General features: G+C 47.8%; 19 protein-coding genes. 6 read left to right on the top strand and 13 right to left on the bottom strand.

Features of this window, described 5'->3' with window-relative positions:
* Nucleotides 1–216: 216 nt before the first annotated feature.
* The 4 genes from bshC to F3J22_RS17335 form a co-directional block, all read right to left on the bottom strand.
* A complete protein-coding gene (gene bshC / locus F3J22_RS17350) occupies nucleotides 217–1,806 on the bottom strand; it encodes a bacillithiol biosynthesis cysteine-adding enzyme BshC (RefSeq protein ID WP_167019210.1) in 1,590 nt (529 codons plus the stop codon).
* 159 nt (nucleotides 1,807–1,965) lie between these two features.
* Nucleotides 1,966–3,435 carry a glycoside hydrolase family 130 protein gene (locus tag F3J22_RS17345; RefSeq protein WP_167019209.1) on the bottom strand — a complete coding sequence of 490 codons (1,470 nt, stop codon included), beginning with the start codon at nucleotides 3,433–3,435 and terminating at the stop codon, nucleotides 1,966–1,968.
* A gap of 18 nt (nucleotides 3,436–3,453) precedes the next feature.
* Complete coding sequence (locus F3J22_RS17340) at nucleotides 3,454–4,725, bottom strand: glucose-1-phosphate adenylyltransferase (protein ID WP_167019208.1); 1,272 nt, start codon at nucleotides 4,723–4,725, stop codon at nucleotides 3,454–3,456.
* Between the two features lie 29 nt (nucleotides 4,726–4,754).
* The gene (locus F3J22_RS17335; protein WP_167019207.1) at nucleotides 4,755–6,170 is read right to left on the bottom strand and encodes a glycogen synthase; all 1,416 of its coding nucleotides are present in this window, start codon (nucleotides 6,168–6,170) and stop codon (nucleotides 4,755–4,757) included.
* Nucleotides 6,171–6,278: 108 nt separating this feature from the next.
* Here F3J22_RS17335 and F3J22_RS17330 point away from each other — a divergent pair, with 108 nt between their 5' ends.
* Complete coding sequence (locus F3J22_RS17330) at nucleotides 6,279–7,172, top strand: DUF72 domain-containing protein (RefSeq protein ID WP_167019206.1); 894 nt, start codon at nucleotides 6,279–6,281, stop codon at nucleotides 7,170–7,172.
* A gap of 88 nt (nucleotides 7,173–7,260) precedes the next feature.
* The gene (locus F3J22_RS17325) at nucleotides 7,261–10,179 is read left to right on the top strand and encodes an FAD-binding and (Fe-S)-binding domain-containing protein (RefSeq protein WP_167019205.1); all 2,919 of its coding nucleotides are present in this window, start codon (nucleotides 7,261–7,263) and stop codon (nucleotides 10,177–10,179) included.
* 24 nt (nucleotides 10,180–10,203) lie between these two features.
* Here F3J22_RS17325 and F3J22_RS17320 read toward each other — a convergent pair whose 3' ends face one another.
* The 4 genes from F3J22_RS17320 to F3J22_RS17305 are packed head-to-tail and all read right to left on the bottom strand — an operon-like array spanning nucleotide 10,204 to nucleotide 16,694.
* Nucleotides 10,204–10,959, bottom strand: coding sequence for a class I SAM-dependent methyltransferase (locus tag F3J22_RS17320; RefSeq protein ID WP_167019204.1), 756 nt, complete (start codon nucleotides 10,957–10,959; stop codon nucleotides 10,204–10,206).
* Nucleotides 10,960–10,973: 14 nt separating this feature from the next.
* On the bottom strand, nucleotides 10,974–14,147 hold the full coding sequence (locus F3J22_RS17315; protein ID WP_167019203.1) for an efflux RND transporter permease subunit: 3,174 nt from the start codon (nucleotides 14,145–14,147) through the stop codon (nucleotides 10,974–10,976).
* Between the two features lie 22 nt (nucleotides 14,148–14,169).
* Nucleotides 14,170–15,324, bottom strand: a complete 1,155-nt coding sequence (locus F3J22_RS17310; RefSeq protein ID WP_167019202.1) for an efflux RND transporter periplasmic adaptor subunit — start codon at nucleotides 15,322–15,324, stop codon at nucleotides 14,170–14,172.
* A 26-nt stretch (nucleotides 15,325–15,350) separates the two neighbouring features.
* The gene (locus F3J22_RS17305; RefSeq protein WP_167019201.1) at nucleotides 15,351–16,694 is read right to left on the bottom strand and encodes a TolC family protein; all 1,344 of its coding nucleotides are present in this window, start codon (nucleotides 16,692–16,694) and stop codon (nucleotides 15,351–15,353) included.
* Between the two features lie 194 nt (nucleotides 16,695–16,888).
* On the opposite strand from F3J22_RS17305, the gene F3J22_RS17300 reads away from it, so the two are divergent.
* Nucleotides 16,889–17,593, top strand: coding sequence for a TMEM175 family protein (locus F3J22_RS17300; protein ID WP_167019200.1), 705 nt, complete (start codon nucleotides 16,889–16,891; stop codon nucleotides 17,591–17,593).
* Nucleotides 17,594–17,628: 35 nt separating this feature from the next.
* Entirely contained in the window at nucleotides 17,629–18,657 is a 1,029-nt protein-coding gene (locus F3J22_RS17295; RefSeq protein ID WP_167019199.1) for a hypothetical protein, read from the top strand.
* Between the two features lie 236 nt (nucleotides 18,658–18,893).
* Here F3J22_RS17295 and F3J22_RS17290 read toward each other — a convergent pair whose 3' ends face one another.
* Both F3J22_RS17290 and idi read right to left on the bottom strand, forming a co-directional pair.
* Nucleotides 18,894–19,868 carry a hypothetical protein gene (locus F3J22_RS17290; RefSeq protein ID WP_167019198.1) on the bottom strand — a complete coding sequence of 325 codons (975 nt, stop codon included), beginning with the start codon at nucleotides 19,866–19,868 and terminating at the stop codon, nucleotides 18,894–18,896.
* 243 nt (nucleotides 19,869–20,111) lie between these two features.
* Nucleotides 20,112–20,648, bottom strand: coding sequence for an isopentenyl-diphosphate Delta-isomerase (gene idi, locus F3J22_RS17285; RefSeq protein ID WP_167019197.1), 537 nt, complete (start codon nucleotides 20,646–20,648; stop codon nucleotides 20,112–20,114).
* A gap of 204 nt (nucleotides 20,649–20,852) precedes the next feature.
* Between idi and F3J22_RS17280 the strand changes: the two genes are divergently transcribed.
* Together F3J22_RS17280 and F3J22_RS17275 are read left to right on the top strand one after the other, a co-directional pair.
* Nucleotides 20,853–21,326: a GAF domain-containing protein gene (locus tag F3J22_RS17280; RefSeq protein ID WP_167019196.1), complete on the top strand. Its 474-nt coding sequence runs from the start codon at nucleotides 20,853–20,855 to the stop codon at nucleotides 21,324–21,326.
* A 47-nt stretch (nucleotides 21,327–21,373) separates the two neighbouring features.
* Nucleotides 21,374–22,126, top strand: a complete 753-nt coding sequence (locus F3J22_RS17275; protein ID WP_167019195.1) for a tyrosine-protein phosphatase — start codon at nucleotides 21,374–21,376, stop codon at nucleotides 22,124–22,126.
* Here the strand turns inward: F3J22_RS17275 and F3J22_RS17270 are convergent.
* The 3 genes from F3J22_RS17270 to F3J22_RS17260 are packed head-to-tail and all read right to left on the bottom strand — an operon-like array spanning nucleotide 22,116 to nucleotide 25,176.
* The gene (locus F3J22_RS17270) at nucleotides 22,116–23,648 is read right to left on the bottom strand and encodes a gliding motility-associated C-terminal domain-containing protein (protein WP_167019194.1); all 1,533 of its coding nucleotides are present in this window, start codon (nucleotides 23,646–23,648) and stop codon (nucleotides 22,116–22,118) included. The genes F3J22_RS17275 and F3J22_RS17270 overlap by 11 nt on opposite strands.
* A gap of 44 nt (nucleotides 23,649–23,692) precedes the next feature.
* Nucleotides 23,693–24,226, bottom strand: a complete 534-nt coding sequence (locus F3J22_RS17265) for a transferase (RefSeq protein ID WP_167019193.1) — start codon at nucleotides 24,224–24,226, stop codon at nucleotides 23,693–23,695.
* Nucleotides 24,223–25,176 (bottom strand): glycosyltransferase family 4 protein, encoded by a 954-nt coding sequence (locus tag F3J22_RS17260; RefSeq protein ID WP_167019192.1) that lies wholly within the window; start codon nucleotides 25,174–25,176, stop codon nucleotides 24,223–24,225. The genes F3J22_RS17265 and F3J22_RS17260 overlap by 4 nt, the downstream gene beginning before the upstream one ends.
* Nucleotide 25,177: the final 1 nt, after the last annotated feature.

Raw genomic sequence — 25,177 nt, 5'->3', positions numbered from 1 at the left:
AACGCTTCGCTACAAATGCCCCGCCATATTTCCTGGCAATACGGCTCTTCTGCAGTGTTTGCCGGATGATAATTATTACACCGGCAATGAAGAATAAAAGCGTAATAAGAAATGCTGTGAGTTTTGCAGGCATAGTCCAATAACAATAAAATACACAACGGGCTAAATCTACGTATATCCGTAAGATTTAGCCCGTATAATGTAAGAAATTTTCTGCTATTCTGCTGCTATCACAATAATAAACTGGTCGGTTACCGGCGTCAACGCATCTAGTACCCGATCCAGGAAGGCCGGACCTTCCATGGCATACCACGGAATGAAGTTTTCCTTCCTTTCCTGCAGTGAGCCCGCAGGAAACAGTCTGGCTTTCAGGGTACGGATCTGGTCCGTCTGCCAGGCAAATTTTTTCTTTTCTGCACGCAGGAATTTATGTTCCAGCTTACTGATAGATTTCAGGGCGCGTTTACGTTCTGTATCGGTAGTAGCTACCAGCGTGACATCAATGCTACGCGCCTTTTCCTGTAATTCATCGAAAAGCTTTTCTATGCCTGCATATTCATCTTTCAGTACCAGCGCCGCATTGGTATGTTCCAGTACAAATCCGTTTACCAGGTCATCTGTGCTCCGGAACAATTCCACTGCCTTCAGCTCCAGCTTCTGCAAGCGCTTCTCCGACTGGTCATCTACCAGCAACAGCGAATTACGCAGCAACAGGATAGGGTATGGTACTTTATAATGTTCAAACAGCTGCTGTAACTCCAGCCAGTAGGCAATTTCACCACCACCGCCAATAAAGGCGATATTAGGCAGGATCGTTTCCTGGAACATGCCACGCAAAATTACGTTCGGACTAAAACGTTCCGGAAAAGCCTCCAGCTCCGCCAGCAGACTATCTTCATCGAACAGCAAACCGGTATTCAGTACTTTCCAGTGGTCACCTTCCTGAACGATACGCTCGCGCAGGCCTTTTTCCAGGTAGAAAAGGTTGATTTCACGGGGATTTGCCTGAATTTTATAATGTGAAGCGATTTTTTCCAGTGTATCCCCCACCAGTACATGCGAACGGTGGTGTAATAATTCATCCTGCATGACAGGAATATATAAACGCTTCAGTGCAGGGCTATCCGGCACCACCGTTATGAGGCCAAAGCGGCCAAACAACTGATGTACCAGGTAAAGCGTGGCTTGCTGGATGTTTTCATGTTCCAGGTAAGCAGCACGCAGCATGTCCAGCAGTTCCTGTCCATGCGGCAGAAAACCGATGCTGTCCTGTATCTGGTTGATCATCTTACCCAAACCTTCCGGGTCCATACGACCTACCGGGCCTTGCTGTGCGGTATCCCACTTCAGCGTTTTACCATCCAGGTAAATACTGCCTAACTCATCCAGGTCTGCATCTTCGCTGCCCATGTAATACACGGGTACGAAATTATACTGCGGGTATTGCTGTTTCAGCTCCCCTGCCAGCTTGATAGTTTGCAGGATTTTGTAGACAAAGTAGAGATATCCGGTGAAAATGTTGGGTTGATGGGCAGTACAGACAGTAAACGTATCGGGGCTCAACAGGCTGACAATATTCTCCTGGACGGCTGTCATGGCTTCCAGGGGCTGATATTGCTGTTGCAATGCCGCCACCAGTTCCTTGCGGGGAGTAGCAAAAGCCTTTCGGGCATCTATCGCTGCTGTAAAATCCGGTCTAACGGGTGAATACTTGTAAAAAGGCCTAATCTGTGGATCTTCTGCCAAAAAATCTGATACCAGCTGGCTAAAATAGCCAGTTTTCCCATAAGGAATATAGTCGAGCATATCTTATCAAATAATTACGAATAATGAATTACAGATGTGGTGGAGCTCAAACGAAACCAATACATCGAAACTTTTGAATGTACGAAGTTAATCAGTTTTTCATTATCCAAACGATGTAATTAAGGAACGGTAATTAGTGCCCGGGAACGGCAGGTAAATTTATACGCCGTCAGACTTAATGGTGGCCAGCAATTTCTCCAGGTTAACGGTGGCAAAGCCGGAGGCATAGTCAGACAGACCATACGGGATAACCAGTTCCCCGTTATGGATCAGGGAACCACAGGAATAGAGGACGTTAGGTACGTAGCCTTCACGCTCGTCTTTGGTGGGCATGAGCAGTGGCTCTCTGAGCCGCCCGATTTCAATACGGGGATCGTTGATATCCAGCAGACTGGCGCCGATACAATAGGTACGCATGGGGCCTACCCCATGGGTAATGACCAGCCAGCCCTCCGGGGTTTCTATCGGTGAGCCGCAGTTACCTACCTGCACAAACTCCCAGGGGTATTTGGGCGTCTGCAGGATCTGCGGACTCTCCCAGATATTAATTTTATCAGAATACATGATATACCCGTTGATACCGTCGATACGGGAGATCATCACATATTTTCCGTTGATCTTACGCGGAAACAGGGCCAGGTTCTTGTTCTGCGCGCCTTCTCCGTAGAGCGGCATGATCTTGAAATAATAGAAATCCTTTGTTTGCAGTAGTTTCGGCTGGATGGTAACGCCATCATAGGCGGTATAGGTGGCGTAGTAGGTAACACTGCCATCGTCGCTGGTATACTTTACGAAGCGGGCATCTTCAATCCCCCGGCTTTCTGCATCGGAATAGGGGAAGATGATCCGGTCGGAGAGGTCGGTATCCAGGGAGAAATTCAGCTCGTAGTAGCTATCTGCCAGCCAGAGTACTCTTTCCAGTTCTTTTTTAAGGAGATGATCTACCTGGTACCTTTGCTGCATGTCGCGGATGGCGCGCTTCAGCTGCTGGTATTCGAATCTGTCCGGCAGGCAGTTTTGTACTTCCTGCATGATAGAATCGGGTAGTTTGATAGAAACAGCGTTCTGGAAAAAAGTCTGTTTCTGGTAGATGGAATTACGGATCACCTCCGCCTCATCGATATAATTACCGGGAGATTCCAGTTCTATCTCATTATTTTTATTGATCAATCCATTGCGGAAGGCAATGGAAGAAACGTGTCCTTCACCTACGGCCCTGAAGCTGATGATAACACGTTTCTCCCCTTCCTCCAATCCGCTCTGGTCAATATCTTCAATTAAGGATGGGTTGAAGAATGCAGCTGATTCTATTGAATATTCGTTGGTAAAGTAGGAACCTATCAGGAGTTTCTTACGATAGGCCATATCCTCGTAGCTGATCTGCAGCGGCACAAAGAGGTGACTTACCTTTTCGGCATGCTTTTCAAAGATCCGGGTGATGTTCCGGTGCCGCCTGGAGAACTCCCTGAGTAAGGGCATGATCGTCAGGTTCACTTCTGCATCAGTCATATCATTCACTTTCTGAATGATCGATTTAGCCCTTGCTTCTCCGTTAAAGAAGAAGCGCGCCACTACCCTTTTCAGGTCAGGATAAATTTTGGTGCTTTTCCGTTCAATAGATAGTTGCATTTTCTGCTGATTAGGTCATCAAATCTCGAAGCCATCACTCAAAACCATACCTTTCTTCACAACAACAATACCATCTTTTACGGTATATTTCTCGAAATCGCCATCGGCGAGATGCTTACCTCCATTGATACGTACGCCATTGCCGATGCTGCAGTTTTTATCGATAATGGCATTGTTGATGATGCAGTCTTCACCGATACCCATTGGCGGAATGCCATTGTCTTTTGCTTTGTTAAGATCGTCCAGGGTCTGGTAGTAGTCGCTGCCCATGATATAACTGTTGGTAATCACGCTGCCTTTGCCGATACGGGTACGAATCCCGATCACGCATCGTTCGAGACGGCTTGCCAGAATAATACAACCATCGGCGATCATTGTTTTTTGAATGTCCCCGGAAATTTTTGCCGGCGGCAACATTCTTGCCCTGGAATAGATCGTTTGTGACTCGTCATAGAGGTTAAACAGCGGAATATCGTCCGTCAGGCCGATGTTTGCCTCAAAGAAGGAAGGAATGTTACCGATATCGGTCCAGTAACCTTCATATTGGTAGCTAAACACCTTAAATCCGGAAGATATAGCGGTAGGGATCACCTGTTTGCCAAAATCGGCGGCATCAGGCTGATCATTGAGCATATCAAACAGCACTTTCCTGTTGAAGATATAAATGCCCATACTGGCGAGATAAATACGGCCTTCCTGCTTCATTTCTTCACTTACTTCTGAAGCCCATGGCGGCAATACCGCCTGCGATGGCTTTTCTGTGAAGGAAGAGATGGCGCCGTTATCATCAGTTTTAAGGATACCGAAATCGGACGCATCCTTCGCACTTACCGGAATGGTAGCGATGGATATCTCTGCGCCGGTTTCCTTATGATATTGCAGCATCTTGTCGAAGTCCATCTGGTACAGCTGGTCTCCGGAAAGAATGAGTACATATTCGAATTCGAAGTTTTCGATGTGGTGCAGGCATTGTCTGACTGCATCGGCGGTACCCTGGTACCAGGTGGGGTTGTCAGGGGTTTGTTCCGCGGCAAGGATATCTACGAAGCCTTTATCAAAATTGCTAAAGTGGTAGGTATTCTTGATATGTTTATTGAGAGAAGCGGAATTGAACTGCGTCAGTACGAAGATGCGATTCAGGCCGGCATTGAGGCAGTTGGAGATGGGGATATCTACCAGGCGGTATTTTCCGGCCAGTGGAACTGCAGGCTTGGAGCGACGGCGGGTAAGCGGGTATAATCGGGTCCCTGCTCCGCCTCCAAGTATAATGGAAATCACGGTATTAGTCATAATATAAAATGTGGGATTATAATCTTTACTTATCGCATGCTGCTGTATAACTGAACATATTGTGCTGCTGAAGCTGTCCATGAATGGTCCAGGTGCATTCCCGTCAGCTGAACATCACGCAGGTGGCGCTTGTCCTGGTACAATTCCAGTGCACGTTTTACGGAATAGCAGACATCCCAGACGGAAGGCTGTATAAACCGTATCCCTACTCCTCCCGGATCTCCAAAATCGGTGACTGTATCTTTCAGTCCTCCTGTACTTCTTACTACAGGTATTGTGCCATAACGCAGGGCATACAGCTGGTTAAGGCCACATGGCTCTACCCTGGACGGCATCAGCAGAAAATCGCTGCCGGCATAGATCTGGTGCGACAACGACTCATCATAGCCTATATGCAGGTTAAAGCCATAGCTGTTATAATTTCTTGTTTCCTTCAGCATCCATTCGATGTGAGGATCGCCGCTGCCGAGTACCAGGAAGTTTACTTCTCCGGGCAGCTCATGCAGGCTGCGGGCAATGATTTCCGGTAATAAATCTGCCCCTTTATCTCCTACCAGCCTGCCGATAAAGGAAATCAGCGGTACGGAAGCATCCAGGCCGAAACGCTCACAGAGCTGCGCCTTATTGGCAGTCTTTCCTTCAGACACCATTTCCGGGGTATAGTTTATTCCCAGCCGCGGATCAGTGGCAGGATCCCAGACCATCGTATCGATACCGTTGATGATACCGCTGGTTTTAGTCCGTTCGCTGCTGATCAGGCTTTCGAGGCCGTTCGCTTCAACATACAGCTCTTCCATATATCCCGGGGAAACAGTGGTTACCCTCCAGGCACACTTAATACCTGCTGCCAGCGGATTGATGCAGCCGCCCCAGTCGAGCAGGCCGGCTTTCCAGAGGTCGAAGCCCGGGATGAGATAGAGCTTATCCCAGCCAAACTGGCCCTGGTATTGGGCATTATGAATAGTGAGTACGGAAGGAATGTCTTTGAGGCGGTTATATTTATATCCCCAGCTGAGCAGAAAAGGGATCAGGGCGGTATGATGGTCGTGGCAATGGATAACATCTACCTGATGGTTCCATTCGTTGATCCAGTCCAGCACTGCCACCTGGAAGGCCAGAAAACGTTCTGTATCGTTGGGGTAACCATATACGCCTGGCGTGTCCAATAATCCGGGGATATCTACGAGGTACAGGTCAAAATCGAGACTGTTCTGTCTTTCTTTCAATACATTGAAGTGATACCACTGATGGCCCAGCCACATGCCGGCCTGGTGTACCACGTCAAATTCATGCGTATCGTAAAATTTGTTCCTGTAAGCGGGCATCACCACTTTGGCGATATGCCCCAGCTGCTGCTGGTACCTGGGAAGGGCGCCTACCACATCGCCCAGTCCGCCTACTTTGGCTACCGGATAACATTCCGCGCTAACGTGTAAAATTTCCATGCTGGTTATTATATCTTATTAAGTTAATATCAAAAAACTGAAATTCAAAATTTCGTTAACTTGCTTATAGTCATTGCCGCATGATTGTCATATTTAAAACCATCGCGTATGAAAATAGGTGCAGTTCCGAGCAGCATGTTGGACGATATCGACTTCAAACTACCGGCAGAACCGCTGTACAACAAGCGAATCCTGAAAGGCAAACGCCTGAAATCCCCGAAGGTATTCACCGGTTGCGCCAAATGGGGCCGCAGAGAATGGATAGGGATCCTCTATCCCCAGGGGACCAAAGAAAATCAATATCTCCAGGAATATATCAAAAACTTCAACAGCATTGAGCTGAACGCCACCCATTATAAAATTTATGATGAAACCACGATCCGGCGATGGGGCGAAAAAGCCCGTGGGCAGGATTTCGTATTCTGTCCGAAAGTGCCGCAGGCCATCAGTCACTACAGCAGCCTGGTAAATGCCGGCGTTCGTACCACCGATTTCCTGGATGGCATGCTGAACTTCGGTAAACACCTCGGGCCTATCTTCCTTCAGCTCAGCGATAAATTCAGCCCCAACAGGCGCCAGCAGCTCTATGAATATATTGCCGACCTTCCCCGGGACCTGCAGTTTTTCGTGGAAGTAAGACACCCCCAATGGTTTGAAGATGAAACCATCCGCATGGAATTATTCAATACCCTGGCCAAACATCGCGTAGGTGCCGTCATTACGGATACTCCCGGCCGCCGTGAATTGCTGCACATGCACCTGACCGTACCCATTGCATTTATACGTTTCAACGCCAATAACCTCCATCCTACCGACTTCACAAGAATAGATGACTGGATGCACCGGCTAAAATACTGGATAGATCATGGTCTTAAACAGGCCTACTTCTTCCTGCATATGCCGGATGAAAAATATACACCCGAACTGGGCAGGTACCTGGCAGAACAGGTACAACATGTGATCGGCATCGAAATAAAAAAACCTCAGTTTATAAAATCGTAAGACTTTTTTTGACGATTCTATTACAGGAGATTAAAAAAAGACAAGCTGATATATTAATTTCGCCCTTTCATAAACAGGTACTTAAATCATGCGCGACAAGCTAGAGCTATTGGCCGAGGAACTGGAAGGCACGCTATATTTAGATGACACCATGCGGACCCTATATGCCACAGATGCTTCGGCATACCGCGAAATGCCCCTTGCAGTGGCGATTCCGGCCGATGTGGCAGATCTGAAAACACTGATCCGTTTTGCCCGTAACAACAAAACATCCCTGATACCCCGTACTGCCGGCACCTCACTCGCCGGACAGGTGGTAGGTAACGGAATCGTGACAGATGTTTCCCGCACATTCACTAAAATTCTGGAACTCAATAAAGAAGAAGGATGGGTAAGGGTACAACCAGGGGTGATCAGAGATGAACTCAATATGTTCCTCAAACCGCATGGTCTCTACTTCGGTCCGGAAACTTCTACCGCCAACCGCGCCATGATCGGCGGAATGGTAGGCAATAACTCCTGTGGCTCCAATTCCGTGGTTTACGGCAGTACCCGCGAACATCTGCTGGAAGTAAAAGCACTCCTCAGTGACGGTACCGAAACTACCTTCGGCACCATAGATATCGATACCTTCCACCAGAAATGTGAAGCCCCTGATTCACTGGAAACACGCATCTACCAACAGATACGTACACTCCTTAGTAACCATGGCAACCAGGAAGAAATCCGTAAGGAATTTCCTAAAAAAAGCATCCAGCGCCGTAACACCGGCTATGCCGTAGATATGCTGCTGGACACCGCGCCATTTACCGCCGGCACGGAAGACTTCAACTTCTGTAAACTGATCGCCGGCTCCGAAGGAACACTGGCCTTCATCACCGAAATAAAAATTCACGTCAACCCGCTCCCTCCCAAGGAAGTGGGCCTCCTCTGCATACATTTCAATAATATCGATGAATCACTGCGTGCAAACGTACTCGTTATGGACTTCAAACCTAGCGCCAGTGAGCTGATCGACCATTATATCCTGGAATGCACCAAAGATAATATCGAACAAAGCAAAAACCGTTTCTTCGTACAGGGCGATCCCGGCGCTATCCTGGTGGTAGAGTTCTGCAGAGATACCCGCGAAGAAGTGACCGCCATCTGTGCTGAAGTGGAAGCCAGACTCCGCGCCGCCGGGCTGGGTTATCATTTCCCGCTGCTCTTCGGGGAAGACAGCAAAAAGATCTGGACCCTACGTAAAGCTGGTCTGGGCCTGCTGAGTAACCTCCCCGGCGATGAAAAAGCTGTTCCGGTGATCGAAGATACTGCTGTAGCTGTAGAAGATCTGCCTGCATTTATCCGCGATTTCAACGATATCCTGAAGCAATACAACCTGTACGCAGTACACTACGCACACGCAGGAAGCGGCGAAATACATCTCCGCCCAATCATCAATCTGAAAACAGTAGAAGGTAATCATCTCTTCAGAAAAATTGCAGAAGAGATTGCCACACTGGTGAAAAAATACAATGGCTCTCTTTCCGGCGAACATGGCGATGGCCGCCTCCGTGGCGAGTTTATCAAACAGATGGTAGGAGAAAGAAACTACGAGTTACTACGTCAGATCAAATATACCTGGGACCCGGAAAACATCTTCAATCCTAACAAAATTGTGGATACGCCGTCTATGAACAGCATGCTGCGCTATGAACCCGGACAGGCAGCACCTAATATCAATACCATCTTCCATTTCCCTGACCAAACCATCCTGCAGCACGCAGAACAGTGCAATGGCTCGGGCGACTGCCGTAAAACGCAGCTCAGTGGCGGTACCATGTGCCCAAGCTACATGGCCACCAGAAATGAAAAAGATACTACCCGCGCGCGTGCCAACATCCTGCGCGAATTCCTTACGCATTCCAACAAAGACAACCGCTTCGATCATAAAGAAATCTACGAAGTGCTGGACCTTTGCCTGGCTTGTAAGGGTTGTAAATCAGAATGCCCGTCTAACGTGGATATGGCGAAGCTCAAAATGGAATTCCTCCAGCATTATTATGATGCCAACGGGGTGCCATTACGCGCCAATATGATCGGAAACTATTCCAAACTCTCCGCGCTGGCTTCCGTGATGCCATGGGCCTACAACGGACTGATCAAAAATCCGCTGACAGGGAATATCATCCGTAAATTCTCCGGCTTCGCGCAAAAGCGCTCCCTGCCCGGATTACATAAAACAACACTCCGCAAATGGTACCAACGTAAGTGGAGCCACGAAGCGAAGAAAGGCAGCAGAAAAGTCTACCTCTTCTGCGATGAGTTTACCAACTACAACGATACGCCTATCGGTATTAAAGCCGTGAAACTATTGGCCAGACTGGGTTACGACGTACAAATGGTAGAACACCCGGAAAGTGCCAGGGCGTATATGTCTAAGGGACTGCTGCGTAAAGCAAGGGAAATTGCGGAAGACAACGTGCGCATCTTCCAGAGTATAATATCAGAAAAAACACCGCTGCTGGGTGTAGAACCTTCTGCTATCCTGAGTTTCCGTGATGAATATCCTGATCTGGTAAGAGACGGACTCCGTAACGGCGCTAAGGAGCTGGCAAAGCATGTATTCCTGGTAGATGAATTCCTGGCCATGGAAGCCGAGAAAGGCCATATTACGGCTGCACAGTTTACCGGCAAGCCACAGCATATTAAGTTACATGGCCACTGCCAGCAGAAAGCGCTCTCTTCGGCGCTGCATTCCAAAAAGGTATTGAGTCTGCCGGCAAACTATACCGTAGAGGTGATCCCTTCCGGTTGTTGCGGTATGGCGGGCTCCTTTGGCTATGAAAAGGAACACTACGACCTCAGTATGCAAATCGGTGAAATGGTATTATTCCCTGCGGTTAGAAATGCCGCTGCGGGCACTATCATTGCGGCTCCCGGTACCAGCTGCCGACATCAGGTGAAAGACGGTACGGGCGTGATTGCACAACACCCGATCGAGATATTATTTGACAGTCTGGCCTAAACCAGACTGCCACCTTACCTGGGCCTAACCGTGTGTGCGGCCCAGGTATATTTCTGTATGGAAATGGAATTTCACCATACCATGTTCATTATTCTTCTCATAGATCTCTTCCAGCTCACGCATCATCGCATCATGTTCAGGGCCTGTCTGGGGCGCATATGATGCCGACATCAGCCTTCCCTTTATTCCTTTCAGATCGAACTGTTGCAGATGGTTCAATGATTTCAGGAGGTAGCCCTGCGGTGCGAAAAAACTTTGCAGCTGCGCCTCTCCGATATTTTTATGATTCACTTCCTTGTAGTCGGTACCATATTTCCGAAGCAGGCCTTCATAAGCTTTTTCGAATGGCGTATCTACCTGGCGTACATTCCATATTAATGCGATATAACTATCGGGCTTGCCTATACGCTGAAATTCCGTTTTGGCCCCTGCAGGATCGAACCAGTGAAATGCCTGTCCGGCGATGATCAGGTCCATGCTGTTGTCTGGCAGTGTGGTACGTTCTGCTGTTCCTGCAATTGCTTTAAAATTTTTATAGGGAGATAGTAATTCCACCATCTTTTCCCGCATGTCAGTATTTGGCTCGACGCCATAAACTTCGTTACCGTTTTCCAGGAAGGGGCTGGCGGAGATCCCTGTGCCGGCGCCGATATCAGCGACCACCGACTCCGGCGTCAGTGCGCCGGCCTCTTTCAGAAAAGGCAGCAACGTATCCGGGTAATGCGGACGGTATTTCACGTAGTTTTCTACGCGGCTACTAAAACGTTCGGTATTTTTCATATCTGAAAGATAGCCTATTCGCCCAGACCTTTAGGCTTTTTCTCTTCGTTACCGAATTCTTCCAGCTCTGCCAGTTTCTTCTTACCATAAGATATTTTTGTAATCAGCACATACAGTACCGGAACAGAGAATATCCCCAGCAAGGTAGCGGCCAGCATCCCTCCTACCACCGTAAAGCCGATGTTTACACGGGAAGCAGCGCCGGCGCCTTTCGCGAGGCACAATGGCACCACCCCGAGGATGAAGGCGAAAGATGTCATGAGAATCGGGCGAAAACGCAGCTTCACCGCTTCTATCGTTGCCTGGAGCAGCGGCATACCGCGGTCTACACGGTCTTTACAGAACTCCACGATCAGGATGGCGTTTTTGGCCGACAAACCGATCAGGGTGATCAGACCAATCTGGGAGTACACGGAGTTCGCCTGTTTGGTCAGCGCCAGCGCGGCAATAGAGCCGAACAACGCCACCGGAACCGCCAGGAGTACGGAGAAAGGTACCGACCAGCTTTCGTATAGGGCGGTCAGCAACAGGAATACAAACAATATTGATAAAGCGAAGATGAGTAAGCTTTTATTTCCAGCTTCAATTTCCTGCAGCGATACGTTGGCCCACTCATATCCAAAGTTGGATGGCAGCACTTTAGAAGCTACATCCTGTAATGCCTTGATCGCGTCGCCGGAGCTATAGCCCTGCTGGGCATCCCCGTCAATTTCAATGGCACGGTACAGGTTGAAGTGATTAATTACCGGCGCACCACCACCCTTTTTAGCCGTAATAAGTGAGCTCAATGGGATCATTTGACCCACATTATTTCTTACATAATAGGTTGACAAATTATCAATGCTGGTACGATACAGGGAATCTGCCTGTAACAATACGCGGAAGCTACGACTGAAGCGTGTAAAATCATTCACGTACAAACCACCGAGGAAGGTCTGCAGGGCGCCAAAAACATCACTGATCGGCACACCCAGCTGCTTACACTTATCGCGGTCCACATCAACGTTGAACTGCGGCGTATTGGCACTGAAGAAGGCGTAGGCACGGGCAATTTCGGGCCGCTGGTTGGCTGTCATCAGGAACTGCCCCAGTACCTGATTGAACTGAGCCAGGTCAGGGTTCGACTTTTGTTCCATGATGAAAGAGAAACCACCCGTATTACCAAGTCCACGCAGCGTTGGCGCGGGAATACAGATAATAGTAGCCCCCACAATCCGGGCCATCTTCCCTTGTATTCTGCCTAACACAGTTCCGATATCATCCCCGTGTTTATAACGTTCATCCCAGGGCTTGAGGCTCACGAAAAACGTACCCGCATTGGGTTTGGTCGCGTTTGCCACGAAGTTGATACCCGCAATACCGAAGAAGTGATTGACCGCACTATCTGCCAACAAAATATGGTTGATCTCATCAACCACTACCTTCGTACGCTCTGTAGAAGATGCGTCCGGCAGTTCCAGCGCGATAAACATCGCTCCCATATCTTCCTGTGGCACGAAGGTCGTTGGTGTCTTTTTAAAGAGATAAAACGCAGTAGCGAAGAGTACTCCCAGTATCAGCAACACTAGCCAGGTCTGGTGGATGGCATGTTTTACGCCATTGGAATATCTCTCCGTCACCCTGCCAAACCACTCGTTGAATTTATAGAAGATTTTATTGAGTCCATGAGATTGTTTAGTGAGATGAGCCGGGCGGAGCAAAATGGATGTTAGTGCAGGCGTCAGCGTTAGTGCCAGGAAAGCCGACAGCAATACGGAGAAGGCAATCGTAAGGGCAAACTGTTGGTATAACCTTCCGCTTACGCCCGGTATGAATGCCACCGGAACGAACACTGCCGCCAGAATCAGGGCAATGGCAATTACCGGGGCCTGTACCTCCGACATAGCTTTATAAGTAGCTTCCCGTGGCGACATCAGGTCCGAATCTATATGGTGCTGCACCGCTTCCACCACCACAATGGCATCATCCACCACAATACCGATGGCCAGCACGAAACCGAAGAGAGTAAGCGTATTGATAGAGAATCCCAGCAGCTGGAAGAATATAAAGGTACCTATCAGAGAGATCGGGATAACCAGTACCGGGATTAGCGTGGCGCGCCAGTTCTGGAGGAATATAAACACCACCAGTACCACAAGGGCAAGCGCTTCCAGAAAAGTATGAATTACCTCGTTGATAGAGATTTTAACGAAAGAGGTTGTTTCGAAAGGCACCAGCCAGTTCATGTCTTCCGGAAATGATTTAGACAATTCCTTCATTTTGGCCAGTACGCGATCGTTTACATCCAGCGCATTCGCACCTGGAGAGAGGTACAGCGCACAACCGCTACCTACTTTACCATCGGCCTTAGCTTCGATAGCGTAGGTAAAGGAGCCGAGGTTTACACGGGCCACATCGCGCAGTCGTATGAGGGACCCGTTGTCGCTACGGCGAAGAACGATATTACCGAACTCTTCGGAGGTAGCCAGGCGTCCTTTCACACTTACTGTATATTCAAAAGCCTGGTTTTTATTTGCCGGCGGAGAGCCGATGGCGCCAGCGGCCACCTGTTGGTTCTGTTCAGTGATAGCAGCGGCAACGTCGCCGGGAGTGAGTCCAACGGCGGCCATTTTATCCGGGTTCAGCCAGATACGCATACTATAATCCTGGGAGAAAACATTCACATCACCGATACCGGCGATACGCGCCAGTTCAGGTTTCAGGTAAATGTTCATATAGTTGTCGAGGAATTCGCGGCTATGTGTGCCATTGGGGGAGTTCACCGCGATTACCATCAACATATCATTGGAACGCTTTTTAACGGTTACCCCTACACGGCGTACCTCATCCGGTGTACTGGGGAGGGCAAGGCTCACACGGTTCTGTACGTCCAGGGTGGCAATATCGGGATCGGTACCCAGGTTAAAGGTAACGGTGATACTCATGGAGCCGTCATTGGCACTCACACTTTGTATATACATGGCGCCAGGCGTACCGTTTACCTGGTTTTCGATAGGGGTGGTTACGGTTTCTTCCACAGTTGTGGAGTTGGCACCTACATAGGTGGCGTGTACATCCGTAACTGGCGGAGCGATATCGGGCAACTGCGCAATGGGCAGATTGAACATACAGATCAAACCTACAATCACCAGGAGTATTGCAATAACGATCGTAGTATTCTTGCGCTCTATAAATGTTTTCGAAATCATGCTGTGAGAGTAGTTTTGATGATTATTTGCCTTTTTTTGCAGGCGCCTGACCGGCGGCGGCAGGCGGCGTTGCACCGGCAATATTTACCGTATCTCCAGGCCTTACCTTTTGCAGACCATCTACTACTATTCTATCGCCAGCGTTGAGGCCACCATTTACAATAAGCATGGTATCCGTAACAGCGCCGGGCTGGATGCCCTGCTGTTTGATGACATTATCTTTGGTAAGCAGCATGACACTGGTTTCGGAGAGGTTCTGAACGATTGCTTTAGCCGGGATCGCCAGTTGTGAAGCAGAGGTATTGTACTGCATGAGTACTACCAGGCTCATACCTGAGGTCAGCAGGCCTTCCTTGTTGGGAAACTGCAGGCGGACCTTTACCGTACCGGTAGTGGCATCCACGATATTATTAATGGTAAGGATGGTACCTGGTACGCTGTAACGTTCACCATTGGTAAACTGCAGGTAGAATTTAAAATCTCCCGGGCGTTGTTTCAGCCCGAGGAATTCCTGCATTCTGTATTGCGGTACGTCAAAGTCGACATACATCGGATCTTCGTTCACGATGGTATTGATGAGTGTCTGGCCGGCATTTACGATATCTCCTACTCTTATCTGGGCGATACCTATTTTCCCACTTACCGGTGCTTTCACGGTGGAGTGGTTTACATCAGTGGCAGCACGGGCTACAGCGGCTTTAGCCGCAGCCAGGTTGGCTTTGGCGGTAAGCAGCGCTGTATTGGCCTGATCTACTGTTTGCCTGGATATCGCGTCGTGCTGGAGGAGGTTGTTGTAGCGGTCATAGTCGCGCTGGCGTAGTGCCAGGTCGGCCTGGGCCTGTTCCACGGAGGCGGCAGACTGATTCATGACGGCTGTATACCTGCTTTTTTCTATCTGGTAAAGTACTTGACCTTTACCTACTCTGCTACCATCTGGTGCCACGATAGCGTCCAGGAATCCGGTAACATCGGCTCTTATTTCCACGACATTATTGGCGATGAGCGTAGCAGGGAATTTCTCCACCACAGTATAGGATCCGGGTTCCACCGTATAGGGAACAACGGTAGCACGCATTTGTCCCATCATGCCCTGCTGTTTTGATTTACCACCGCCACAGGCGCTGAAAATCGCCACTGCACTCACCAGTAATATGCTTGAATAATTTTTCAGATACATATGGAGAAGAAATTACATTTTAAGAATTACTTGATTTTGCCCATTGCCTTATCCAGTGCAGTTTTGCTGATGAGGATATTAAGCATGGCGGTGATATAGTCTGTGCGGGCCTTGGTGAGCTCGTTTTCAGCGGAGAGCACATCGAGGCTGGTACTGACCCCCTGGTCGAACTTCAGTACGATCCTGTCGTATATGCCCTGCGTGAGGTCCATATTTTTCTTGGCTGTAACGAAGTTGTCTTTATTATTGAGGTAGTCAGTATTGGCACTATTTACCTGTATATTTATTTGCTGGGTGAGATAATCGAGGTCATTTTTAGATTTTTTGACCGTTATTTCATTCTCTCTGATCTGGTGGACTCTTTCGAAGCCGGTAAAAATTGGCCAGGTGAGTGATACGCCTAGCACTGAGGCGCCGTAACCCACTTTATAGAGGTTATCGAATTTTTGTGCAAACCAGTTCCATCCATAGTTAACGAAGCCGTTGATAGATGGCAGGTATTGCATTTTTTTACTTTTAAGTTGCAACTCATACAATGCAATCTGGGTTTGTTGCATACTGTATTCGATACGGTCTTCGGTACGGTAATCGACGGTATCAGCGAGGAAATAGGCTGCATCGAGGTCTTTGATAGTTTCTGTCAGGGTAAGCTGGTTCTCCTGTGGCATCCCCATCTGAAATTTCAGTAACTGCAATGCATATACGAGCAAACGTATCTGATTACCTACCTGGGTAACCGTATTATTATATGATACCTGTATCCGGTCTACATCAATTCTTTCTGCCACTCCCTGCTCATATCTGTTTCTGATATCTTGCAATGTTTTGGTCAGTTGTTGCAGATTGGATTTCGTGAGGCGGATATTTTCCTGGTTGGTAAGTACGGCATAGTAAGCATTTGTTACGGCTACTATGATTTCTATATTAGTTTGCTTGAGTGTTTTCCTGGAGAGGTCTTTATATACTCTGGAGGCTTTCAGTCCTAGAAAATAATCACTATTGAAGATTGTCTGATCAATTTCGCCCGTAAGGCCGGAATTGAGTTTGGTACCAAACTGCACCGGGACTTGCTTTTTCAGGGCAGTGTCAGTAAAATCCGGGATGAAGGTTGTTGCCAGTTTCAGGTTATCATTCAGCGAAGCAGAGATATTGCCATGAGGCAGTAACTTACTGGTAGCTTCTTTCACCTGTTCTTCCGAGAACTTTACGTCCAGGTGGGCATTTACCACGTCGTGATGGTGAGCAAGGCCATAAGAGATGCAATCAGGTAAATTGAAAGCATAGGTCCCTGTTCTGGAGGTATCTGCCTGTGCGTAAACCTGCGATCCGGTAATCAATAAAAGAGATAACAGCAAAAGGGTGCCACGCATAAGAAATCTTTGACGGTCTATGACGATTGTTAGGTAGATAACAATAAAATGTTGAAAATGTTGACAATATTTATGGAGAAAATGGCAGAACCGGAATGGAAAGCCAACGGGAATGGGGCAACGGTTTTTCCCGCTTTATAGGATACTTTGTATATTGCTGTTGTCTATCTAAAATGATATATCCTATTATGTCAATGTCTGTTATTAAGGAACCCAAATCTGAACACCGCGAACTGGAGCTGGACCGGCTTATCCTCTTCAGTGATGCAGTATTTGCCATTGCCATCACCCTGCTGATCCTGGAGATCAAACTACCTGAAATACCTGATACTGTGCCGGTAGCCAATTACATGCCTTATCTGCAACCTGTACTACTCGAATTTCTGATTTTTGCTGCCACTTTTGCATTTCTGGGTAATTTCTGGAGGAGACACCTGTTATTATGCCGTTTCCTGCAGCATTATGATAATGGGCTGATTAACAGGAATCTTTTTTTCCTGTTTTTTATTGTCACCTTTCCTTTTTCAGCGTCGGCGCTGATACATGTGAAGGCACATTTTATCCTGCCGTTATTCCTGTACCTGTGTAACCTGGCAGGTGCGCTGGCAGCGCTTTTCTGGATAGCCTACTATATGTTTCAGAAGAAACCTTCGCTTTCAGTACCGGGGCATTACACGGAAAAGGAAATTATGTACCAGCGTTACAAGTACAATTTCCTGACGATGGCCACAGGTTTCACGGTTATTTCCATGGTTTATTTTTTCTTTCCGGAAAACACCCATTATCAATATATGAGTTACTGGAGTATTCCTGCGTTGGCGATGTTTAATTATTTCCGGCTGAAGATAAAAAAACGGAATACGCTGCGGGCCGTGCATATTGTAGATAAAAATCTCTAGGCATCTCACTAAAAAAACCAATCTATCGACCAAACATGCCAGAATTAGACAACAGAGAGGCGCAAATCCTCCAACGGGCCATCGCGGAATGGCGGAAAACGGATATCATCACAGACGACCAGGCGGGCAGGATGAAAGATAGTATCCGTGTACGTACCAGCGACTGGCAAACCATTGCTTTATACATTTTTATTGCGGCCATATCCTGTGCATTGATGGCCTTTGGCTCACTGGTACTCGACGAAAAATGGATAGAGATTATCCGGAAGAAATTTGCCCTCACCGATGGCGTCATTGCCTTATTATTTGGCATTGGCACTATCTTCCTTTGTATACATGGCTGGCGTAAAAAGCGGCATGAGTATGGTTTTTCCTTTAACCGGGAACTTTTCTGGCTGCTGCCCGTGCTCAGTACAGGCGTTACCGTGGTATACCTGGGGAAATCTGTCAACTACCTGGATGGCAATTATGGTGCGTTCTGGCTGCTGGCAACGGTCATATTCGGCGTATTGGCGTTCACGTTACAGTCGCGGTTACTGTGGGTATCTACCTTATTGTGCCTGATCCCGGCGTATGTTAAGCTTACTTATTACCTGACGGGCGACAGTGCCTGGTTCCTGGGGATGAACCTCCCCTGCCGCATGGTATTACTCGGACTGGTGCTGATTATCGCAGCGGCGCTGATGAAAAACACAAAGCTGAATAGTCCTATCAGGGATATCACGCATAGTGGTGGCTGGTTTTTGTTTATGATTTCTGGCTGGCTGATTTCCATATTCGGAAATACGGGCACCTGGGAGCAATGGCAGCAGCTGCGGCAGGTGCATCTGCTGGCCTGGGTGGTGGTATTTACTGTGCAGTGCGTGGCGGCCTTCCTGCTGGGCTTACGCCTGAAAGACCCCATGATAAGGGATCTCGGGGTCATCTTCTTCCTACTGAATCTATATACCAGATATTTTGAATACCTGTGGGATAAAACCAATAAGGGATTGTTTTTCGGGATACTTGCGTTGTCATTCTGGGGAATCGGCAGGCTGATAGAGAAGCGGAGAATGATGCCGTAAGGGCTGATGCGCCTTCGGCGCTGGTTTTCCGCTTCGCGGGCTCGCAAAGCAGCATAAGTGGCAAAGCAGCATAAGGCCTATGTTTTGTTGTTTGTAAGCTTATGTTTTGATTTTTGCAAATCATAGGTATAAAAAAACAATAAAACACAATCCTTTGCTGCTTTGCCACTTATGCTGCTTTGCGAGCAAGAAAAATGCGCCGAAGGCGCCCCTGCGCGCCTTGCGGGCAAAAGATACTAGTTAGCAGTGACAACTTTTCTGGCAACGTCATATCTGCCGGTATCGATTACACTCCATTCATAGTTACCGATCATCCAGCTGCGCAATACGGAAACATAGCGCAGCAGTTCATAATCTTCATCGGTATGTTGTACCGGCAGGAGTTTTTCCAGCACCAGGAAGATGGCCAGTTCTTCATTATGCATGCGGGTAGCTTCCGCAACAGCATCCTGGAGGGTAAGGCCCTGTTCATGCTGGAGAACCAGTACCAGGTTGTGTACATCACCCTGTAATGATTCTTTATTACAGGAGATGATATCATTTGACCAGCATACAATATTGTTGCAGGCGAGGATCATACGTTGCAGGATGGCGTTATAAAGCACATTTTCCCGCAGGTAGATTTTTTCGATAATGTCGATGGCTTCTACATCGGCGAAGAGTGCGCCAGTATATGGGCGCATGTGTACATAGTCTTTCAGCGAGGGCACTACGTTATTTTCCCTGTTGTCTGCTTCCCATATGCAGGAATTGAAGTAGTCTTCCATGCTACGGATGAAGCGGAGCCGCCATGCCGGCTGGCTGATGTTGCGCATTCTGGCCCAGATGTCGGAGAGTGATGCAGGTAATGGTCCGGCCTCTTCGAGGGTAAATACTTTGTTTTGACGGAAGATGTCCATGAGTCCTGCCATGATGGTACGCAGGTAGGCTGCTTTTTTACCGGCTGCGTTTTCATCGCATTGGTCATCGAGGAGGAAGAGCCATGTGTTGAAATCAGCGATGAGACATAGTTCATCGAAAGCGGCATCAGGGAAGGCTCTTGCGGCGAGCCATGCAAATTTGGCGCGGTTAAATTTTGCCTGCGCCAGCGGTGAGGTAATCAGATTAAAATGTTTTACCCAGTCAGTGACATGGATTTGCGCCTCAGCTGCGCGCGGATTTACTCTTGACGGAAACGGATACCGTAGCGCCGGAAGTTGGATAGCGTTCATGTGCCTGTGATTTTAAGTTAACATTTGAAGCTTGAAATGATGGTATAGCAAAAGATTTTACTACGGTCAGGCAACCGCAGGATGAGTAATGAGCAATAAAAGTTCAGTACCACTATCAGTGGTAACGGTGATCGGTCAACAGTAAATAGAAACAATAAAAAACCGGACAGGCCTGTGGCACGCTGACATAGGAAACGAGTAGTGCTTACTACTGAAGCCTTTCCGAATTAAATTATAAACAGATTACTTATTTACTTCTGTAGCCATTCTGAGGTGCTCCAATACCATTGGCAAAGCTTTGTGAAACCATACTGTAAAGCTATCCGGTTCTTTTTCCATCATATTCAAAATAGTATCAGGCGTCAGGGTCTGATAGCTATTTACTTCATCGGCATTTGGATGAACAGGGCCGTTATAGGTACCTACCAACACGTGGTCGAATTCATGCTCAGTAAGTCCGTTATTAAAAATATTTTTATAGGTAAAAGAGAAAATCTCCTGTAAAGGACAATCAAAACCCATTTCTTCTGTTAAACGTCTGTGGGCAGCTTCCAGCGTTGTTTCGCCAGGTTCGGGGTGACTGCAGCAGGTGTTTGTCCACAGGCCGCCTGAATGATACTTGTCCAACGCTCTTTGCTGAATCAGCATTTCGCCGGCATCATTTACAACAAATACGGAAAATGCTCTATGTAGTAACCCTTTCTGATGAGCTTCCATTTTTTCCATTTGACCGATTGCTTCGTCTGATTCGTTTACAAGTATTACTTCAGGTATTTTCATAGCGCAACAAAGTTATTCTAATTTAGGGTTTTGTTGTAAGGTTAAAATTTTTTTTTGCTTCTGATGACAGTTAGCCGGTTCACTGGAATTTGTTGTATGGTTACCCGAATAAATATACGATTTTAAACGTAAAATGAGCAAATATTTATATAAGTGTAATTAAGTATGCCTTTGGTATGACAAAGATTGTCCTACCTTTGACGCATGGCTGAAGATTTAAAAATTTCCAAAGGAGAAAAGGCGGAGCAATATCTTTCACTGCTACCGCAGATAAAAGGATTGATAGACGGAGAACCTGACCTGGTGGCTAATCTGGCAAACATTGCCGGCGCACTGAAAGAACAGTTCAACTGGTTCTGGGTAGGTTTCTACCTGGTGAAGGAAGATCAGCTGGTGCTTGGTCCGTTTCAGGGGCCGGTGGCGTGTACACGTATCCGTAAAGGCAAAGGTGTTTGTGGAAGCAGTTGGGAAAAAGCGGCCACATTAGTAGTACCGGATGTGGAAGCATTTCCTGGTCATATTGCCTGCAGCAGCCTTTCCCGCTCAGAAATTGTGGTACCAATCATACGTGATGGTGTCGTGAAAGGTGTGCTGGATGTAGATAGCGAGCTCCTGGCCCATTTTGATGAAACAGATCAGCAATACCTGGAAGAAATTGTGGCATTGATTTCGATATAAAGACCCCGGATACATTATTTAGTCTAGTCTTTATCAGAAAACCGCTTATGTTTTTATTCCGCAGACGAGAACCGGCAGCCAGTACGAAATCATTGCTGGCATTCATGGGAACGGACCTACATTCACATTTACTGCCCGCCGTTGATGACGGCGTGCGTGAAATTACCACCAGTGTAAATTTTATAGAGCAACTACAGCAGCTGGGTATTCACCAGGTGATCACCACACCACATGCGATGCCCGACAGGTATCCTAATAATGCAGGCACCCTGAAAAATCCCTACCTGGATGTATTGTCCGCATTAAGGAAACGTGGAAACGATATCCCCTTCCATCATGCAGCGGAATATTACCTGGATGAAAATCTGCCGGAAACATTAGGGCAGCCGATGCTGACCCTTTTCAATAAAACAGTGCTGGTAGAGATGTCGTTTATGTCGGCGCCACCACAGATATTCCAGTGGCTGTTCGACTTGCAGGCCGCGGGCTATCAGCCGCTGCTGGCCCATCCGGAACGCTACGCCTATTATCACAGTCACCCGGAAACGTATGCCCGGTTCAGGGAAAGAGGCTGTATGCTACAGGTAAACCTGCTCTCCCTAACAGGCTATTATGGCAAGCATATTAAGCAGGCGGCAGACTACCTGATACAGAAAAACCTGGTAGATTATATCGGCACAGATCTGCATCACGAAAAGCACCTGCAAGCCATCCGGGATATTGCCTCCAACAAAAAGCTGCGGCTGATGCTGGAAGCATATCCCTTCAAAAATGCGACTATCCCGATGCTTAACGTATAAGGGTAACTGACCCGGTTTGTTTACGGGCCTGCTGGTGGCTGTCGGTATAGGTCAATACCCATGCAAACACCTCCAGCTGTGCCTTGCGGCCGCGGATAGTACCGTCCCATCCCATTTCCGGATCACGGGTTTCAAACACCATTTCTCCCCAGCGGCTATAAACAGCCAGCCTGAAATCTTTCACATCATCATTCACTCTGGCCCTGAAAATATCGTTGACACCATCACCGTTAGGAGAAAATGCATTGGGCATAAATACAGCACATTCGCGTATGTACCGGATGATCTCCTGCGAGCCCGACACCTCACAGCCATTTACATCTTTTACATCATACCGGTAACTACCTGCATCCAGGCCGGCCCAAACACTATCCGGCTGCCACGAAGCTGATTGCAGGCTAAAGCTATAAGGCCTGGTACCACCGTTGATACTGAGTTGAATTTTGCCATCCATCGTTTCGGTACAGCTGACATCATGCTTTTTTACGGTAGTGATCTGCAGTGCATCCGGTTCATTTAAAGTGGCGGTACTGCTCATACTGCAGCCAACCGCATCCTGTACCGCGAAGTTATAGGTGCCGGCACGGAGGCCTGAAATAACAGAATCGGGCTGAAAACTCCCGCCCTGCCATTGAAAGTGATATGGAGGAACGCCGGTGGCAGGCTTCAAGGTGAAGCTGCCATTCGCATCACCGTGACAGAACGGTAAATCCGGAACTGCCTGTACCCGCAGTGAATAATCTGTGATATAGGCGGTAGCGCGTACAGTGGCACCATTAGCGCCGGTAACAGTAACGGTAAAGCTGCCCGTTCCCAATCCGCTGATGTAATCCGATTTGAGCGTCGTAGAGTCCCAGGAATAGGAATACGGCGGTTTTCCACCGCTGGCAATCGCCTTCACCGCACCTGTCTTTTTACCTGCACAGGTAGGCTGCACCTGCAGACTTAGTTGCGGTACTTCTGCCAGTGTTGGAGAAATATTGTCCAGGAGTGCGCCTGCATAGCCGTTGCCAGGGCAACTGCCCGGCAGGTAGGGCATTAGTACCAGGAAAGGATAATTCTTTTTTGGTGAGATCGTAGCCGTATAGCGTTGCCAGAAAGGATGCACGAAGGTGCCGGATTGCCAGAGCAGGTCGCCGGGATCTGTTTCGTTGAAGCTGCCATAAACAGCCAGTGCGCCGGAACATAGTAATAAGGTATCATAGTGTACGGGAGCTGCTAAATCAAATGACAGCTGATAAGTAGTGCCGGATTGCATCGGCGTTGGCAATAGCTGAAGGATTCCCTCTTCCCACCGGTGACCATTGATAAACCCGGCATAAGTTTTACCATCGGAGGGTGCAAGGGAGATACCATAAAAACCGGGCTGGGTGTCCGGAGACCTGAACCTCAGCCAGGGATATGGTACATTGCCAGCCCTGGGAGGCCCTTCTATGGAAGGATTTGCAATACCGATATCCTGAGCCGATACCGTATGGCAATAAAATAAGGCTATGACTACTATCGCAGTCAGGGCTTTCATAAAATACATGGTTTAATATCTAAATTAACGATTCAATACTGCGGCTATACTACAGTTAATGGCGGCACGACAGTATTGGCTTTCACTCTGGCGAAGCGCGACACCACCGCTCCTGCTCCTATTACAACACCTTTCTCTATATGTGCACCACCGCCGATATAGGCATTCGGCGCGATGTGCACATAATCTTCTATAATGGTATCATGGTCTATTACGGCGCCGGCATTGATGATGACGTGTTTGCCCAGTTGCACATTTGCCTGAACAACAGCACGTGCCAGCACAACAGTTCCTGCTCCCGGCTCCACATCTGCCGCTACGCTGGCATCGGGATGTACCAGGCTGGTGAAACCATGCGATACCGTATCCGCCAGGCGCTGGCGCACGGTATTATTACCGATAGCCAGTACCATCAGTGCATCCGGATAAATATGCTGCTGGTAGGGTACAATGCTGGTATCTTCCTCATGCTCCTGTTCATCAAAAAAACAACGTACGTCTTTATCTAAATCTTTTGCCATCGCTGATATTACACGGGCATGGCCACCAGCACCATAGATCACTACTTCTTTTATCATACTGCAATCGTTTTCGTCATTAACTTAGGTTTCATGCTCACATAAATAAGTACCAGTGGTAAACAGCTGACAAACAGGGTGGTAATAAAATTCCAGTGCGTATTAACCAGCATAATATTGATCGCCACCTGTAAGATACTATAGCCGATACTTACCATCAGGTGAGAAACCTTCTGCTCATTGGCCAGCACCTGGTAGAAATGTAAACGGTGTGCCTCAAAAATATTCTGCTTTAATATTAACCGGTGTACAATGGTCAGTACCGTATCACAGCCATATACAGCCAGTATCAGCAGGTATTTCAGGTCGTTGCTATATAGCACCAGGGAAAGCAGCAGCGTGGCAATCCAGCATCCGAGGGCAACACTGCCCACATCACCGGCAAAGCAACGGGCTTTCTTCCGGAAGTTAAAAAACAGGAAAACCAGACAACTCAGGATCGGCAGAATAATAAATGCACTGTCTGTGAATGTATATACGTAAACATTGACATACCAGATACTCAATAAAACGATCAGGCTGTAGAGTCCGGTGATGCCATTAATACCATCCATAAAATTATAGGCATTGATAACGCCCAGTATCAGTACACAACTCAGTACAATGATCCACCATGGCCATGTTTCGAGTGCACCGAGGCCGTAAAGAATCATGGTTACTGACAGGAGTTGCACCAGCAGCCGCACTTTATTGGAAAGACTGCTGACATCATCTGCCAGGCTGATGGCACTAATCAGTACGATTCCTCCCACCACATACAAGGATACGTTATGGAACAAAATGGCATAGGCTATCGCAGCCAATGGCACCACAACGCCCCCGCCACGGATCGTGATTTCCGTGTGAGAGCTGCGCTGGTTTGGTTTGTCGATGATATTAAAATGATCTGCTATTTTAAAATACACCAGCATAGAAATCAGCAGAAAGAAAAAAGTAATAAGGTAATACATA

The sequence above is a fragment of the Chitinophaga sp. Cy-1792 genome, from assembly GCF_011752935.1.
Lineage (GTDB): Bacteria > Bacteroidota > Bacteroidia > Chitinophagales > Chitinophagaceae > Chitinophaga.
This window is presented reverse-complemented; position numbering and strand designations above follow the sequence as displayed.